The sequence below is a fragment of the Paenibacillus sp. HJGM_3 genome, assembly GCF_045062745.1.
In the GTDB taxonomy this organism is placed as follows: Bacteria; Bacillota; Bacilli; order Paenibacillales; family NBRC-103111; genus Paenibacillus_AA.
Genome location: NZ_JBJGED010000036.1, coordinates 35,734 through 48,784, shown reverse-complemented (window position 1 = coordinate 48,784; position 13,051 = coordinate 35,734). Strand labels below are relative to the sequence as shown.

The 13,051-nt window shown below is 42.0% G+C and carries 12 protein-coding genes and 1 pseudogene; 8 read left to right on the top strand and 5 right to left on the bottom strand.

The features are described 5' to 3' along the window. Nucleotides 1-43: 43 nt before the first annotated feature. From ACI5FR_RS29300 to tnpA, 8 genes and pseudogenes are all read left to right on the top strand, one after another. Entirely contained in the window at nt 44-787 is a 744-nt protein-coding gene (locus ACI5FR_RS29300) for a DUF2334 domain-containing protein (protein ID WP_405461101.1), read from the top strand. Nucleotides 788-882: 95 nt separating this feature from the next. After that, nucleotides 883-1,503 (top strand): class I SAM-dependent methyltransferase, encoded by a 621-nt coding sequence (locus ACI5FR_RS29295; RefSeq protein WP_405461099.1) that lies wholly within the window; start codon nt 883-885, stop codon nt 1,501-1,503. An 83-nt stretch (nt 1,504-1,586) separates the two neighbouring features. Then, nucleotides 1,587-2,252, top strand: a complete 666-nt coding sequence (locus tag ACI5FR_RS29290) for a hypothetical protein (RefSeq protein WP_405461097.1) — start codon at nt 1,587-1,589, stop codon at nt 2,250-2,252. Between the two features lie 138 nt (nt 2,253-2,390). After that, a complete protein-coding gene (locus tag ACI5FR_RS29285; RefSeq protein WP_405461095.1) occupies nt 2,391-3,374 on the top strand; it encodes a stalk domain-containing protein in 984 nt (327 codons plus the stop codon). A gap of 95 nt (nt 3,375-3,469) precedes the next feature. Continuing rightward, entirely contained in the window at nt 3,470-3,748 is a 279-nt protein-coding gene (locus tag ACI5FR_RS29280) for a hypothetical protein (protein ID WP_405461093.1), read from the top strand. 999 nt (nt 3,749-4,747) lie between these two features. Beyond that, nucleotides 4,748-5,710, top strand: a complete 963-nt coding sequence (locus ACI5FR_RS29275; protein WP_405461092.1) for a GDP-L-fucose synthase family protein — start codon at nt 4,748-4,750, stop codon at nt 5,708-5,710. After that, complete coding sequence (locus ACI5FR_RS29270; RefSeq protein ID WP_405461090.1) at nt 5,707-6,885, top strand: DegT/DnrJ/EryC1/StrS family aminotransferase; 1,179 nt, start codon at nt 5,707-5,709, stop codon at nt 6,883-6,885. The genes ACI5FR_RS29275 and ACI5FR_RS29270 overlap by 4 nt, the downstream gene beginning before the upstream one ends. A 596-nt stretch (nt 6,886-7,481) precedes the next feature. Next, nucleotides 7,482-7,891 (top strand): annotated as a pseudogene (gene tnpA, locus ACI5FR_RS29265) (IS200/IS605 family transposase). Between the two features lie 84 nt (nt 7,892-7,975). Here the strand turns inward: tnpA and pseC are convergent. From pseC to ACI5FR_RS29240, 5 genes are read right to left on the bottom strand one after another with little or no spacing between them, the layout of a single operon-like run. Beyond that, nucleotides 7,976-9,166 carry a UDP-4-amino-4,6-dideoxy-N-acetyl-beta-L-altrosamine transaminase gene (gene pseC, locus ACI5FR_RS29260; protein WP_405461088.1) on the bottom strand — a complete coding sequence of 397 codons (1,191 nt, stop codon included), beginning with the start codon at nt 9,164-9,166 and terminating at the stop codon, nt 7,976-7,978. Beyond that, the gene (locus tag ACI5FR_RS29255; RefSeq protein ID WP_405461086.1) at nt 9,167-10,132 is read right to left on the bottom strand and encodes a dTDP-glucose 4,6-dehydratase; all 966 of its coding nucleotides are present in this window, start codon (nt 10,130-10,132) and stop codon (nt 9,167-9,169) included. It abuts the gene before it with no gap. Nucleotides 10,133-10,156: 24 nt separating this feature from the next. Continuing rightward, nucleotides 10,157-11,203: a pseudaminic acid synthase gene (pseI, locus tag ACI5FR_RS29250; RefSeq protein WP_405461084.1), complete on the bottom strand. Its 1,047-nt coding sequence runs from the start codon at nt 11,201-11,203 to the stop codon at nt 10,157-10,159. A 49-nt stretch (nt 11,204-11,252) separates the two neighbouring features. Beyond that, a complete protein-coding gene (locus tag ACI5FR_RS29245) occupies nt 11,253-12,437 on the bottom strand; it encodes an ATP-grasp domain-containing protein (protein ID WP_405461082.1) in 1,185 nt (394 codons plus the stop codon). 20 nt (nt 12,438-12,457) lie between these two features. Further along, entirely contained in the window at nt 12,458-13,033 is a 576-nt protein-coding gene (locus ACI5FR_RS29240; protein ID WP_405461081.1) for a class I SAM-dependent methyltransferase, read from the bottom strand. Nucleotides 13,034-13,051 lie beyond the last annotated feature (18 nt).

Genomic DNA, 13,051 nt, shown 5'->3' with positions numbered 1-13,051 from the left:
GTAAGTGTGGATTTTGTGTAAATTAATTGGATCGGAGAATAGTATGATCGATAGATATATTTTTAGGTTCGATGATATTGCTCCTAATATGAATTGGGAAAATTACTTCCGAGTAAAGGATATTCTCGTAAAATATAATGTCAAACCTATCTTAGGTGTAATACCTGACAATCAGGATCCAGAATTAAAAAAATTTCCACTGTGTGCGGGAAACTTTTGGAATGAGATTCAATCTGTCCAAGATCGTGGATGGGAAATAGCATTACACGGGTATCAACATAAATTTTCAACTAACTGCGCAGGAATTCTGGGTATAAATAGATTTAGTGAATTTGCTGGTGTTCCATTTGATCAACAACTTTTAAAACTTACTATGGGGAAAGAGATACTAGAAAAAAACAATATTGAGGCAGTTGCTTTTATGGCGCCTGCACATTCGTTCGATAATAATACTTTAATAGCTTTAAAACAAATTGGTATCTTAAAAATAACAGATGGCTATGGATTATTTCCTTACTTATACAAGGAGATTCTTTTTGTTCCCCAACTATTTGCAAGTCCAAGGAAAATGAAATACGGTGTGTATACATTTTGCCTCCATTTGAATAATATGGATAATGATGGCTTTGAAAAACTTGAGGGATTCTTAAAGAGGTATCAAAATCATGTTATAAAATTCACAGAAGCGGAAAGACTATTTCCGAGTATCTCGAATATTCCAACTGGCACAATTATAAAATATTCGCTTAAATTATTTCGCACTTTTAATAAAAAGAAGTATAAGTAGAAAAAGTGTCAAATTCAAACCGATGAAATAGCTGTTTAGTAAACTAATAATGGTTACTATAATCGATAATATGTAAGAAAGAGTGGTGTAAATGATTGCTTAAAGTTATTCTAAAAATATATGAATTATATGAATATAATTATCTCTGGGGCTTTGGAAAAGGCTTATTTAGGATGATACATCTAAAAAAATTAAGAAAAAAATACAATTTTGAAGAATGGCATACTTCCCCTAAAGAGTTTAGGCCATATACATTAGATTTAATAAAATATATTAATGATAGGATATCTATGGGTACCGTAGTTGTTGAAATAGGCTGTGGGTTAGGCGAGATAATAAGTAATATAAGATGTAATGCTAGATATGGTCTTGATATAAGTCCTCGGGTAATTCAAGCTGCAATAAAAATGGATCAAAGTAATAAAAATCCTAAAGTAGTATATAGATTAGGGACATTCGAGGATATTCAAAATCTAGATATAGAATATTTGATAGCAGTTAACTTTACTCAAAGCATTGATAGTCAAAGTTTAAGAGACTCTTTCGCAAAAATATGTAATAATAATAATATAAATAATATCATTGTAGATGACGTCCCGAATTACAAATTTATACACGATTTTGATACAATACTCCCTTCAACTTTTAAATTAACTTATACTTCGAAACCTTATAATTATGGTAGAAAAATACTAATCTATTCAAGAGGTGGATAATTACGGATATATTAGTTTCACGTTATATAATATAACAAGAGAAAAGTAATATATAAGAATCCATTCTATTGGTGAGATGGTGTATGAGAACGAGAATAAAAAAGAAACATATTTATTGGACTCTCTGCAGTGTTATAACAATGATCATGGTTTTTTTTGTAACATTGAACTATTTAACAGACTATTTCTACCGATCAATTGTTGCATCTATTGAAGGCAAGAACAGTGCTGCTTTACCAGTGGAGAATAGTACACAGCAAGCAACAAGTTCATCAGATTCACAAAATAGTAGCCCTTTATCTCCATCTCCATTTTCATATTCCTTAGGAACGTCTCAAACAGAAGCAATCCCGGACTCACAAGAGCCAAAATCAAGTGGAGAATTATCTCCAACAAGCACCCCAGATTCAAATCAGAATTTCCGAAGTGTTGCTCAGGCCGAAAAAGCGGGCTCCGATGGTAATATCACAACTGATGAGGTGAACTTTGCGCAAGAAAATATTACGTTGAAGGATAAAGCAAAAGTAATGTCGGTTCTGCTCAAAAAGCTGAGTTCCTCTGATATTACTCTCTTTGTCAGAATGAGTGATAATGGTGTTACTTCGGAAGAGAAGAAGCAAGCTAAGGAAATTATTCTTAAGAAACTTACAGAAGAGGAGTATAATGAACTTATTGCTATTGCAACTAAACTTGGCTTAAGTCAAGGGAAGAACTATTCTGATAGTCAAAAGGAGTATAGTGATAGATAAAATTCCGAAATTCCAATGTAACAAAATTAGTGTTAATACTTCTAATGCTGATAGTTCCGATTATCCATTGTTTATTTCTAATCTTATATTATAATTAATATAAGAAAAGATTTATTTATGGGAGCGAGGAAGTGCAGTATGAACACAAAAAAAATAAGTTTTCTTTCTACTTTTACGATAGGGTCACTTTTGCTTTCGGGAATACATGTAACAGCAACTCAACAATCCGTGGCTATTTCAGTTTACTATCCATCCATGCATTTCGTATTTGATAGTCAAGAGTTGACTCCGCCTGAGGACCAACGTGGATTTATCTATGAAGGAAGTACCTATGTGCCGTTGCGTTTTATCTCATATGCCCTCAATAAGGGAGTAGAGTGGGACCAAGAAACCTATACGGTGTCCGTCGGAGCTCCGACAAAGCAGCAACAGGTGGAAATTCAAGATTATCGACTTAATCGGGAAGTACGTGAGAGTATCAATAATTCGAAAGCTGATATAGTCCAGGATCCTAATCAGATTGAAGCTTATTTTAAGACAATCAATTACGTATTTGACAATCAACTTAAGCAGCCGGCTAAGGATCTGCCTGGTCTGATCTATGAGAATACCCTATATGTCCCTATGAGATTCTTCAGCGAGTCGATAGGTAAAAAAATAGACTGGGACCCTGTCACTTACACGGTGTCTGCAACTACTCAAGAGGTGGTTAGCAAACCTGAACCTAAACCAAACCCACAGCCCATAGCTAAGCCTACAAGTACTCCTACTCCAGTAATAGTTCCAGGTGGAGGCGGGGTAGGTGGAGTGGTGGTATCGAAGCCATCTTATGACAGCTTGAAGGCTTCGGCAGATGCTAAGATTGCTGCATTGAAAACTGAAGCGGAAAGTTATTTTTTAAATCTCTTACTCTCTTCCCTATCGGCAACCCCTGAGCAGAAGTTGGCACTAAAAGCACAAGGTTCTGCCAAGTTAGAGGAGTTTAATAGTAGATTCAATAATATTATGAACGATTTCGAAAGTGTATTGAGGAACAACGAATATAGCATTAGTATTATCTCCGAATATAAACAAGAATATGAAGCTCAGAAAGCTGCAGCGAAGGCTGCGGCAGGGTTATAAACGAATAATTGCCTTGTGATCCATTCTATACAAAGGCGGGGTACCAAATCGAACTATCATCGCTTGAGAAAAAGCTTATAGAAGTATTCGATGAGTTGAGTAGTGATTTATCTAATACAGGCTCAGGGAATCTGTTTATTCAACTGCGTCAAAATGAAGTTGTAGCCTTCAGCATAAGAACTATCTCAAGTGATGAACGGCAGGAACCTTTTAATAGCGGATCTATTGGACTTTCAAATAAGCAACAATATTCATTCCGCAATCTGGTGATTGCTGTCTTCAAGAAACATTCCAATTGGACGGATGGGGAGCTACTGATTCCCTTTAACGTTCAATTAGGCATCCTCAATGCTTCAGTGTACTTCCGAGGCTAGCGTGATTTTTGGAATACTAAAAAGTAGAGCCGCTTGCTCAGAAGCGGCTCTACTTTTTATGCGCTTGGCAGAGCACCGATTAACTCAAATTGCCCGGCGTCGCATATCCTGAAACCGTGCCTCGTTTGGTTAGCAAGTACGTAGCTGAAGAAGGATTTCAAGAGAGGCCCAAAGCCCAGAAAGAAGAACTACCATTCAAGCTGGACCCCTTCAAGCCGCTCATTCTGGCTGGAAGTGAACCGTAAGAACCGCTAAAGCAGCGCCGTACCGCGATGCGCATTCAAAAGCGGCAAATAGCAGAGTGTTTAGACGCTTCGTATCCGATAGTCCGGCGCTGTGAAGAGAATGCGGGAATACCGGCACCAAGAAGGTATGCTTGAGCTGGACTGGACGCCGAGCGAAGCGCAAGTGGACTTCGGGGAAGCTGACTTTTTACGACGCTAGCGGCGAGAAGTGAATGTACAAGTTCCTGTGTGTCAGTTTCCCCTGCAGCAACGCTGGTTACATGCAGCTCTTCGGCGGAGAGACCGCGGAGTGCATGGAGCACGGGCTACAGGATCTGTCTCACCGCTTGGGCGGCGTACCGACACGACTCATTGTCCCGGATATGCATTATTGCTTTGGTCGTCGCCACCAACTTCCGCATGTAATTGCAGCACTGAGCGCGTGACTGCGGGAACGACTTGGCTTTTCTGGGAACGGCAAAGCAACAGTCTTAATCAGTCAGATCCTCCGGCAGGAGCCATTTCAGTTCCTTGCGATTTGTACGGGGTCAACACCACCAATGCCGTGTTGTGCGAGTAGTGACAATGGATGAAATACTGAATTGGCTTAAGCCGATACAAATGGGGTGACCTCCCGGTGTATTTTTGTACGCAGTATTAGCGACACATTTGCTCCATTGACGGGGATCTCGGACTTATCCAATTCCTCCTTTTAACATATCCCAAGTTCCTTCTCAACTAAGGAGGTTTTTGTTATACTAAATTAGGTCATTAGTTGAAAATATTCAAAAATGAGAGTGTGAAAATAATAATGAAAGTTCTTGTTACAGGATCTTCAGGAATGGTTGGGAGAAATATATTAGACCATAATAAGGCACACGATCACAATGTATTGAGCCCCTCTAGCAATGAATTAAATTTGTTGTTATATGAAAATGTTATTCAATATTTGAATAAGCATAAGCCAGATATAATAATTCATTGTGCAGGAAAAGTAGGGGGTATTCAAGCTAATCTTCGTGAACCTGTAAAATTTTTGCTTGATAACCTGGACATGGGGAGAAACTTGGTTTGGGCAGCTTATCAAGCAGGGATCACTAGGCTTATCAATCTGGGGAGTTCATGCATGTATCCGAGGAATACACAGAATCCGCTTCGTGAGGATGATATTCTAAAAGGTGAGCTAGAGCCCACAAATGAGGGCTATGCAATTGCCAAAGTGGCAACGGCAAAATTGTGCGATTACATACACAAAGAGTATCCAACTTACTCCTATAAGACGATGATTCCCTGTAATTTATACGGAAAATGGGATAAATTTGATCCGGATGCTTCACATTTAATACCTGCTGTAATACGAAAAGTGTATATTGCTAAACAACTAAATGAGTCTAGTGTAGAGATCTGGGGCGATGGACAAGCACGTAGAGAGTTTATGTACGCAGCAGATTTGGCTGATTGTATTTGGCATGGCGTTGAAAATTTTGAATCGTTGCCATTCCTTATGAACGTGGGACTAGGCTATGATTTCTCAATTAACGAGTACTATGAAGCAGCAGCGAAGATAATTGGATTTGAGGGAGGTTTCATTCATAATTTAGATAAGCCTGTGGGAATGAAGCAGAAATTAGTAGATATAACTAAGCAAACAGCATGGGGATGGAGACCAGCCACTACGTTAAGTGATGGGATAACTCGAACTTTTGAGCATTTTTTGATGCGGGAGGAAAGAAAATGAGTATGTATCCACTAGCCTCAAGTTCGTGGGGAAAAGAAGAGCACGCAGCAATCCATAAAGTGATTGACTCAGGGATGTACACAATGGGCTCATATGTAAGTGAGTTCGAACTAGATTTTGCTGAATTTGTTGGAAGTAATTATTGTGTAATGGTTAACTCTGGATCTTCGGCTAATTTATTGGTAGTGGCAGCGTTGTTCTACCGTAAAGAAAATCCATTACAACGCGGTGATGAGGTAATTGTGCCTGCAGTCTCCTGGCCTACCACTTATTATCCGCTCTATCAATATGGTCTCAGAATAAAATTTGTAGATATAGATGCTCATACATTGAATTATGATTTGCAAGCACTTGAGCAAGCGGTCTCCGATAAAACTAGAATGATCATGGCAGTGAACCTTCTGGGCAACCCCAATGATTTCGATCAAATTCGTAGCATTATCGGTGATCGAGACATCATTCTTGTTGAAGATAACTGTGAATCTCTAGGTGCTCTTTATAAACAGAAACAAGCAGGGACATATGGCATAATGGGGACATTTAGCTCATTCTTCAGTCATCATATCTCTACAATGGAAGGCGGTATGGTAGTAACTGATGATGAGGAATTATATCACATTCTATTATCATTAAGAGCCCATGGGTGGACTCGGAATTTACCCCAGCATAATCATGTATGTGGAACTAAGAGTAATAATCCATTTGAAGAATCATTTCGGTTTGTGCTTCCGGGCTACAATGTAAGGCCTGTTGAGATGAGTGGTGCGATAGGAATTGAACAGCTGAAGAAACTGCCTCAATTTATTAGTGAAAGACGTTTAAATGCTGACCATTTTAAAGAATGTTTTTCTAATCATGAGCATTTTGATATCCAAAAGGAATTAGGAAGTAGTAGTTGGTTTGGTTTTGCGTTAATTATTAAGGAAAATGCACCATTTACCCGCGGTGATCTTATTTCGGTATTGCAAAATAATGGAATTGACTGCAGACCTATAGTAGCAGGGAACTTTGCAAAGAATGAAGTAGTCAAATGGTTCGATTCAGAGGTTCACGGTACTCTTCATAATTCTGAATATATAGATAAGTTTGGTTTTTTTGTAGGGAATCATCACTATGACATTAGAGATAAAATTGAGTTTCTTTACAATTTATTAGATAAGCAAAGCAAGTATTGACTTTCAAAAAGAGGCAGATGACTTTCCGCCATATAAAGGTCCTTAAGTTCCATTTTTCGTAAATTATATGAACTCCAACTGAGGAGAGTCTCCATAATCGAACTCGTTCAGCCGTGCCAGGTTTGCGTGCAGCGTTCCAAATGGGCTTCACGCCGGGCGACATCCCACTTGGCTTTCCCTGGATTGTAGACAAATACATAACGCGCCCACGCCTCACCGTCGCGATGACGATTTCTTTGACTTCCATCGACCGGAAGCCGTACTGAACTTCGAAAGATCGCAAATCAGGAAACACAACTTTACGGTCGACAGTCATCAATGGCCAGTTTGCCGCCGGGATCAAGGACACGATAGGTAACCATATTGAATATCGCTTATTCCACCGGCCGTGTGCATTCTCTGTCGGTCAACCGTTGGTAAGTTGAGAGATGTAAAAACCTTATTGGGAAGCGAGAGGGCATAATAATTCATAATCATGAGGCTATCTGATTTAGTATCCACGTGACGGGTCTAAACCTACCGCCTTTAGGCGGTCAGCTTCCAGCACATTGACAGTGTAGCATGCCACCTCTACCATAATGGTAAAGGTGAAAAACATGGTCGATTACCAGACCGAAGGACATTCGGTATATGACTGGATTACCAAATATCGCTATCATGGGCTAACTGGCGAAATTGCCATGAGAACTCGAGAGTTAATAAACCAATGCTGCTTCACCCGTGGGATCACGATTATAAAGGGTAGCGTGGGGAAGGATCATATCCACTTATTGATACCCTGCCCGCCCACGATGGCCCCAGCCACCTCAAGGGAAGGTCATCAAGACTTATCCAGGATGAACTCCCACATCTCAAGAAGTAATACTGGGGTCAACATCTATGGGCCAGAGGATATTTCTGTGCAACTGTCGGTACCATGAATGAAGATACGATCCGGCGGTATATCGAAGGACAACAGCATCAAAGAGTAGCCAATAAGATTGCCGAGTTTCAGTCGGAAGCTTGAGCGGCTTCAGCCAGAGGTGGCTTTCAGCAGGCTTTAGCCTCACTTGTCGGCTTTCAGCTGCTTAATGGACCCTACCGGCTTAGTTCAGTATTTATAAGCGGCATGTATTTTTTTCACGGCGTGAATAACGTCTTGGACATCTTGATTCGACATCTTAGGGAACAGGGGGAGTGTTATCGCCGACTCATAATATTGTTCTGCTATTGGACATAGTCCCGCCTTATAGCCCAGCTTCTGATAGTAAGGCAGTTTGTAAACAGGAATATAATGGACATGTACGCCTATATTCTCAGCGCGAAGGGCCTCGAACCATCTTCTGCGGCCTACAGAGAATTCGCTGAACTCCAATCGAATCATATATAAGTGCCAACTGGAATTCGTATCAGGATGTTGATATGGCCGGACGATTCCAGGAAGATCGCTGAATGCCTCGTTATAAATCGAAGCGATTTCCCTTCTCCGCTCAACAAAAGAGTGCAGCTTGGCCATCTGGGATAAGCCTAGCGCTGCGTGCAGATCTGTCATCCGATAGTGATATCCGAGTTCATGCATCTCGTAATACCAAGGACCTTCGTCTGTTAGCAGCATCTCGGGGTCTTTCGTAATACCGTGGCTGCGGAACAACTCCAGCTTTTTATAGTATTCGTGGTGATCGGTCACGATTACTCCGCCTTCGGCCGTCGTCACATGCTTAAGCGGGTGGAAGCTAAACATCGTCATATCGGCTAGAGTACCGACTTTACGATTCTTATACGTAGCTCCCAAGGAGTGCGCCGCATCTTCAATTACGACCAGACCTCGCTTATCCGCCAGTGCTCGGATTGCATCCATATCAGCCGGCTGGCCTGTGTAATCAACAGGTATGATGGCCTTTGTACGAGAGGTTAGCTTACGCTCAATATCCTCCGGGTCGATATTGTAAGTATCTGGCCTAATATCGGCAAAAACAGGTGTGCCGCGTTGGTAGAGCACGCAGTTACTGCTTGCCGCGAACGTAATCGGCGTTGTTATCGCCTCGTCGCCCAGTCCGATGCCCGCAGCGAATGCGGCACCGTGTAAAGCGGCTGTACCGCTTGAGAAAGCCACCGCATAACGGGCACCCGCTTCCTCCGCAACCGCTCTCTCAAAGTCGGCAATTCGCGGGCCCTGCGTCAAGTAGCTGCCTTTTAACACTTCCACAACGGAGGCGATGTCCTGCTCGTCAATCCATTGCTGGCCATAGGAGAGCATCGTGCTGCGAACCGGCGTACTCACTTGACTCGTAGATGGCTTCATTTATTTTACCGCCTTTTCTGACAACAGGTTGGCTTTAATCCACTCTTCGGTCAAGCGAATGCCCTCTTCCAGACTAACTTGAGGCTCCCAGCCTAGGAGTTGTTTAGCTTTCGCTGAGTTGCCCAGCAGCTTTTGAATTTCACTTTGAGGATGAATGTGTTCGACATGCTTGATCTTAGACGGATCCCCAACGATCAGCAGAGCCAGATCGTTAACGGAAATATCCCGTCCGAGACCGGCATTCACGATATGACCGTCCACCTGGTCGGAGTATCCCGCCTCTACGACGAAGTGAGCACAATCTTCGACATATAGCAGATCGCGGGTTTGAGTTCCCTCGCCGTAAATGTTGAGGTCCTTGCCAGCAAGCTTGTTATGAATAAAAATGGCAACGACGCCGCCTTCGCCTCCGGTCTTCTGGAACGGGCCGTATGTGTTGAACGGCCGTATAACAACGACCGGCAATCCATATGCATGATAGTAGGACAGTACCATGTTCTCAGCGGCAATCTTTGCTCCTGCATAAGGCGATGCAGGCTTGATTGGATGCTGTTCGGTAATTCCGGTCTCATCTGTACAGCGATCATAAACCATGCAAGTGCTCATGAATACGACCTTCACATGATGTTTCCGGCACTGCTCCATCAAGAAGAACGTCCCTATTGTATCGTTGTAAAACGTCGTTCGCGGATCATCTATCGAATCCTGCACATTGATCGATGCACCAAGGTGGTAACAGATGTCGAATCGGGTTAAAGAAAACAATTGCTCCAGAAGCGACTCGTCCTTGATGTCCCCATGGATAAATTGCTTTAACCGGGGGTTACTCATAAATTCGGTCAGATTTGCTTCTTGTCCATTGGACAAATCGTCTAGTATCCATACGGAATTTCCGTCGTCGAGCAATCGCTTGGCGACCCAACGCCCAATAAACCCGGCTCCGCCGGTTAGTAAAATATTTTTCATGTAATGGTTCCCCTGCTTTCTATATTATATGAATAAGTCCCACGTAACTGGAGTGCCTTTAGCCACATCCCGCTTTACGGTATTGCCAAGCAGTTGATCATAATGCTTGGGAGGAAGACCGAATCCCGGACGAATAGCTCGGAGGTTGCGAGCGGTGAATTGGTCTCCTGCTTTCATATCTTCAGCGATATATAGGGATCTGCGATATTTGAGTGAAGGAGCTTCTTTCTCCGTGTATCCGTAATGAATTTGTCCTAACGCTTGCCAAGCCCTCTCCGTCTCGACAACAAGCGACTTCATCTCTTCCGGCTCCAATGAGAAGGTCGAGTCGACACCTCCGTCGGCTCTTCGGAGAGTGAAGTGCTTCTCAATTACCGTTGCCCCTAGAGCTACACTAGCAACTGCTGCTCCAACACCCATCGTATGATCGGATAAACCAACCTGGCACCCGAATAACTGCTTTAGATGCGGAATTGTCAGCAGGTTGGAATACTCTGGAGTAGCGGGGTATGTACTAGTGCATTTTAGCAGGACCAAGTTTGTGCAGCCTGCAGCTCTAGCTTCTCTTACCGTCTCATCTAATTCGGCAATGGAAGCCATGCCCGTCGATATGATCATAGGTTTTCCTGTAGCTGCTACTTTCCGTATAAGAGGTATGTCCGTGTTTTCGAACGAAGCGATCTTATAGAGCGGTACATCTAGCGATTCCAGAAAATCAACTGCAGACTCGTCAAATGGAGTGCTGAACCCAATCATACCTAATTCCCGACATCGCTCGAAGATCGGTTTATGCCATTCCCATGGCGTATAAGCTTCCTGATACAGCTTGTGCAAAGAGGTCCCTTTCCACAGGCTGTTCGGGTCGTCGATGAAAAAGGCCCCTTCTGACAAGTCAAGTGTCATCGTATCAGCCGTATACGTCTGCAGCTTAAGCGCATGCGCCCCTGCTTCCGCCGCCGCTTCCACGATAGCCAGTGCCCGATCAAGCGATTGGTTATGATTGCCCGACATCTCCGCGATGATGAAAGGGCGATGACCCGGGCTTACGCCATGATTATGAACTGTAAACATATTTATACCCTCCGCTAGTTCTCTCACTCAATTTTTAAGGCCGCAATAATTAAGTAATGATCAAATGTAGTTCCTTTTCTATTGTACGAAAGGCGCTTTCAATATCTGCGTAACGGTCGGTATTTAGGATTAAATATCCAATCCTGCATTGACTGCTCTGTAATTCATCTATTGAATCACCTATATTTACGAATAACTCTCCGCGCTTGACATACGGTTTCGATAGTATCTCTTCCCAGCCCTCAATACCTTTAAAAACACCTTTCTTTTGCTTTATAAAAAGAACTCCTGCACATTTCTCGCCACTAGTATCGAAATTGATTAATTCCATATTACAAGCTGCTCTGATTGTATTCTCTACTATATCATAACCAGTCGCAAAAGGTACTAGATCGGTAGTAATGTAATCTCCACCCAGCCTAGGGCCAATTTCGATCAGTACAATTTCTTTGTCACTTTTCACTTTGATCTCTGTATGAGTGGGGCCGCAAGTAAAATGAATACTTTTTATTACATCCTTCACATAATTCGAAATATGCCTTTTTAATTCATCATCAATAGGTGCGGGAATGATATGCCCAGTCTCGACGAAATAGGGGGGACCAGACGTTACTTTTTGAGTTATAGCTATTATTTCTGTATGCCCATTGTTTGTAAAGCTTTCAATGGAATATTCTTCACCCGTTACATATTCCTCCATTATACATATGGAAGACTTTGAATTTTGCTGTGCCCGGTGAAAGGCATATTCAATCTGACTTTCAGAAACAACTAAGCTGACTCCCCTGCTTGCGGAAGAATCGACCGGTTTAATAATCCATGGGAGACCAAGCTTTGTATTGAAATATCGGACGTCTTCGAGAGTAGAAACCTTGAAAAACTTCGGTTGGTTAATTTGGTTCTCTCTTAATATCTCACGCAGCAGCAGTTTATTCGTTGCTATAGTTGCGGTTAAAGGCGAAATACCAGGAAGTCCTCTATTATTCCCAACAATACTAGCAACCCTTACTGGAAAGTCCGAGTTGGTTACAACTCCATCGATGCTCAAATCATCCGCAAGCTGAACAATTCGTTCTTGGTCGCTTGTACTGATTGCATAAAAATCATCTGCCAGCTTTGCACCAGGTGCTTCGGGGTTATAATCGACCGCAACGGTATACAGTCCTAATTCCTTGGCTTTTAATATAAGAGGGACCTGAAGAGGTCCGGCACCAATAATTAGTAATTTACCCATTAATCCGACTCCCCCATGGTTTATTTTACAAGAGTGATGAGGTATTCAGAGCTATATTGGGTTAAAGAGTTTTGACTGAACCGTTTAACTCCAATCGTTACGTTCATAAAAGCTTTGAATAATTGATGAATTTCCTCTTCTGTGAAAAAATGAATAAAAGTGTGATCCTCCAATGTGTTACCAGTACGGAAGAGCGTATCGTTTGTATTTCTAACCGTGATAAAACATTTGCCCCCGGGCTTTAATATTCTGTAGAGCTCTCCTATAGCCTGTTCAAGCTCCTGCTGATTAAGAAACATGAGCATATGTTCGCATAGTAGACCGTCAAACTGTTCGTTTTCGAATGGAAGGTTAGTTAAATTGGCTTGAATTATAAGGGGTTCAAAACCATGTTTTGTTAAAAGTTGTTGTGCGGACTCTACATTCCTGGTAGAACTATCAGTACCGGCTACGACATGTCCTTCCCTTAACATAAATAGCATGTGTCTTCCATTGCCACAGCTTAAGTCGGCAAGATGATAACTGTTTCGCTCTTTGAAGTGAGTTTTAACAAAGCGTATCACTAATTCACTTGGAAGATTCGAAAGGGCGCTCATATCCTCATCCTTATTTGG

What these genes read in the sequence shown, in the direction of transcription:
- ACI5FR_RS29300 (WP_405461101.1), top strand. Translation starts at nt 44, where the DNA reads ATGATCGATAGATATATTTTTAGGTTCGATGATATTGCTCCTAATATG.
- ACI5FR_RS29290 (WP_405461097.1), top strand. Translation starts at nt 1,587, where the DNA reads ATGAGAACGAGAATAAAAAAGAAACATATTTATTGGACTCTCTGCAGT.
- ACI5FR_RS29285 (WP_405461095.1), top strand. Translation starts at nt 2,391, where the DNA reads ATGAACACAAAAAAAATAAGTTTTCTTTCTACTTTTACGATAGGGTCA.
- ACI5FR_RS29270 (WP_405461090.1), top strand. Translation starts at nt 5,707, where the DNA reads ATGAGTATGTATCCACTAGCCTCAAGTTCGTGGGGAAAAGAAGAGCAC.
- pseC (WP_405461088.1), bottom strand. Translation starts at nt 9,166, where the DNA reads ATGAAGCCATCTACGAGTCAAGTGAGTACGCCGGTTCGCAGCACGATG.
- ACI5FR_RS29255 (WP_405461086.1), bottom strand. Translation starts at nt 10,132, where the DNA reads ATGAAAAATATTTTACTAACCGGCGGAGCCGGGTTTATTGGGCGTTGG.
- pseI (WP_405461084.1), bottom strand. Translation starts at nt 11,203, where the DNA reads ATGTTTACAGTTCATAATCATGGCGTAAGCCCGGGTCATCGCCCTTTC.
- ACI5FR_RS29245 (WP_405461082.1), bottom strand. Translation starts at nt 12,437, where the DNA reads ATGGGTAAATTACTAATTATTGGTGCCGGACCTCTTCAGGTCCCTCTT.
- ACI5FR_RS29240 (WP_405461081.1), bottom strand. Translation starts at nt 13,033, where the DNA reads ATGAGCGCCCTTTCGAATCTTCCAAGTGAATTAGTGATACGCTTTGTT.